Annotated in this window: 3 protein-coding genes and 1 pseudogene; all 4 read left to right on the top strand. The window is 67.1% G+C overall.

From position 1 onward, the window contains the following. Positions 1 to 322 (top strand): annotated as a pseudogene (locus AC1DOC_RS27260) (aliphatic sulfonate ABC transporter substrate-binding protein); the annotation flags it as partial. Then, positions 319 to 1,149, top strand: a complete 831-nt coding sequence (locus AC1DOC_RS27255) for an ATP-binding cassette domain-containing protein (RefSeq protein WP_307592681.1) — start codon at positions 319 to 321, stop codon at positions 1,147 to 1,149. The pseudogene AC1DOC_RS27260 and the gene AC1DOC_RS27255, both read left to right, overlap by 4 nt. A gap of 36 nt (positions 1,150 to 1,185) precedes the next feature. Further along, on the top strand, positions 1,186 to 2,472 hold the full coding sequence (locus tag AC1DOC_RS27250) for an O-acetylhomoserine aminocarboxypropyltransferase/cysteine synthase family protein (protein WP_478130879.1): 1,287 nt from the start codon (positions 1,186 to 1,188) through the stop codon (positions 2,470 to 2,472). 62 nt (positions 2,473 to 2,534) lie between these two features. Then, positions 2,535 to 2,750, top strand: coding sequence for a TOBE domain-containing protein (locus tag AC1DOC_RS27245; protein ID WP_007829250.1), 216 nt, complete (start codon positions 2,535 to 2,537; stop codon positions 2,748 to 2,750). The last annotated feature ends 207 nt before the right edge of the window (positions 2,751 to 2,957 follow it).

Genomic DNA, 2,957 nt, shown 5'->3' with positions numbered 1-2,957 from the left:
CTACTACCTTGCCAGCACCAAGTTCGCGAAGGCGCGCCCCGATGTGCTGCGCGTGGTCTATGCCGAGCTCGAGCGAACCGGCCGATGGGTCAAGCAGAACCCGAAGGAAGCCGCGGCGCTGCTGTCGCCCGTATGGGGCCTGGACGCGGCAACCATCGAGCAGGCCAACGCCCGCCGCAGCTACACGGTGCGTCCGGTGGTGGCCGAGGCGCTGGCCGAGCAGCAGCGCATCGCCGATGCCTTCTTCGCGGAAAAGCTGCTGCCTAGAAAGATCAACGCGCTCGACGTGGCGCTCTTCCAACCGGGCCTGAAATCATCATGAATGCTGTTCTGAAAGACACACGGCCGCTGGCCATTGCGGGCGGCGTGCGCCTGGAGGCGCGCGGGCTGCACAAGCGCTATGGCGAGCGCGAGGTGCTGCGCAACACGCAGCTGGCCATCGAGCCGGGGCAGTTCATCGCCATCGTCGGGCGCAGCGGCTGCGGCAAGAGCACGCTGCTGCGGCTGGTTGCGGGGCTCGAGAAGGCCAGCGCCGGCGGGCTCTACACGGACGGCAAGGCCATCGACGGCCTGCACGACGACACCCGGATCATGTTCCAGGAAGCGCGCCTCCTGCCCTGGCGCCGCGTGCTCGACAACGTGACGCTCGGCCTGCCCGCCGAGGCCAAGGCGCGCGGCAAGGAGGTGCTCGCGCAGGTGGGCCTGGCCGACCGCGAGAACGAATGGCCGGCGCGCCTGTCGGGCGGCCAGCGCCAGCGCGTGGCGCTCGCACGGGCACTGGTGCATCACCCGCGGCTGCTGCTGCTCGACGAGCCGCTGGGCGCGCTGGACGCGCTCACGCGCATCGAGATGCATCGCCTCATCGAGAACCTGTGGCAGCGCCACCGCTTCACCGCGCTCTTGGTGACGCATGACGTGCAGGAGGCCGTGGCGCTTGCAGACCGCGTGATCCTGATCGAGGACGGGCGCATTGCACTCGACGAGAACATTGCGCTCGCCAGGCCGCGCTCGCAGGGCGACCCGGCGTTCGCAGCCATCGAGAAACGCATCCTCGACCGCGTGCTGCAGAAGCCCGAAGACACCGAATCCGCCGCCACGGACGCCAACTGGCTGCAGCCCTCGGCGCACACGCTGCGCTGGGCGATCTGAATCCACCGTTCATCCACAAAAAAGAAAGGCAGTCGCATGTCGCAGAACTGGAAATTCGAAACCCTGTCGGTGCACGCCGGCTACTCGCCCGAGCCGACCACGCGCGCCGTGGCACCGCCCATCTATCAAACGGTGGCCTATGCCTTCGACAGCGCGCAGCACGGCGCCGACCTGTTCGACCTGAAGGTGCCGGGCAACATCTACACCCGCATCAACAACCCGACGCAGGACGTGCTCGAACAGCGCGTGGCCGCGCTCGAGGGCGGCATCGCGGCGCTGGCGCTGGCCTCCGGCCAGGCGGCCGTGACCTATGCGATCCAGACCATTGCCGAGGCGGGCGACAACATCGTCAGCAGCACCGCGCTGTACGGCGGCACCTACAACCTGTTCGCGCACACGCTGCCGCAGTTCGGCATCACCACGCGCTTCGCGGACCACCGCGATCCCGCAAGCTTCGAGAAGCTGTTCGACGAGAAGACCAAGGCGGTGTTCGTCGAATCGCTCGGCAACCCGGCCGGCAACGTGACCGACATCGCGGCCATCGCCGAGATCGCGCACCGCCACGGCGTGCCGCTGATCGTGGAYAACACCGTGCCTTCGCCGTACCTGAGCCGGCCCATCGAGCATGGCGCCGACATCGTGGTGCACTCGCTCWCCAAGTACCTGGGCGGCCACGGCACCAGCATCGGCGGCGCCATCGTCGATTCGGGCAAGTTCCCGTGGGCCGAACACAAGCAGCGCTTCCGGCGCCTGAACGAGCCCGACGTGAGCTACCACGGCGTGGTCTACACCGAGGCGCTGGGCCCGGCCGCCTACATCGGCCGCGCGCGCGTGGTGCCGCTGCGCAACACGGGCGCGGCGATCTCGCCGTTCAACGCCTTCCTGATCTTGCAGGGCATCGAGACGCTGGCGCTGCGCATGGACCGCATCAGCAGCAATGCGCTTTCGGTGGCCCAGCACCTGAAGACGCACAAGGCCGTCAACTGGGTCAACTACGCGGCGCTCGAGGACCATCCCGACCACGCATTGGCAAAGAAGTACTTCGGCGGCCGGTCCAGTGGCGTGCTGACCTTCGGCATCGGCGCCGGCCGCGAGGGCGGGGCGAAGTTTCTCGATGCGCTCAAGCTCTTCACGCGGCTCGTGAACATCGGCGACGTGCGCTCGCTCGCCACGCACCCGGCCTCCACCACGCACCGGCAGCTCTCGCCCCAAGAGCTGGCGCGGGCCGGCGTCACGGAAGACACCGTGCGCCTGTCGGTCGGCATCGAGCACATCGACGACCTCATCGCCGACCTCGACCAGGCGCTGGCTGCCGCGGGGTGAGCGCCTTGCCCCTGTTCCTCATGCCAGAACCCTTCCTTCAACCTCAAAGAGAAAGAAACACCATGTCCATCCAAGCCATCAATGTCCGCAACCAGTTCAAGGGCAAGGTCCGCGAAATCATCCGCGGCGACGTCGTCTCCGAAGTCGACGTCGAAACCGCCTGGGGCATCGTGACCTCGGTCATCACCACGCGCTCGGTCGACGAGCTGCAGCTCAAGGTGGGCTCCGACGTGGTCGCGCTCGTGAAGTCGACGGAGGTTTCGATCGCGAAGCTTTGACGGACCCTCAAGCTTGCGAACAACCCGGCGCCGTGTTGGCGCCGGGGTTTTTCCGCTTGCAGCAGCCGGGTTTTCAGTTCTTGGCACATCGGCCGCGGGCTTCTACAGTGTGATGTACAAAACGCCCGGAGAGAAAGCCATGGCCAATTTCGAAGTAGGCGACATCGTCCGCGCGCTGCACGCCGCGCGCGATGAATGGCGCGATTC

The sequence above is a fragment of the Variovorax sp. 01T439_2 genome (genome assembly GCF_056398445.1).
The sequence above is the reverse complement of the archived record's forward strand: the minus strand, read 5'-3'. Positions and strand labels throughout refer to the sequence as shown.

Coding starts and splice junctions, on each gene's coding strand:
- AC1DOC_RS27255 (WP_307592681.1), top strand. CDS start 319: ATGAATGCTGTTCTGAAAGACACACGGCCGCTGGCCATTGCGGGCGGC.
- AC1DOC_RS27245 (WP_007829250.1), top strand. CDS start 2,535: ATGTCCATCCAAGCCATCAATGTCCGCAACCAGTTCAAGGGCAAGGTC.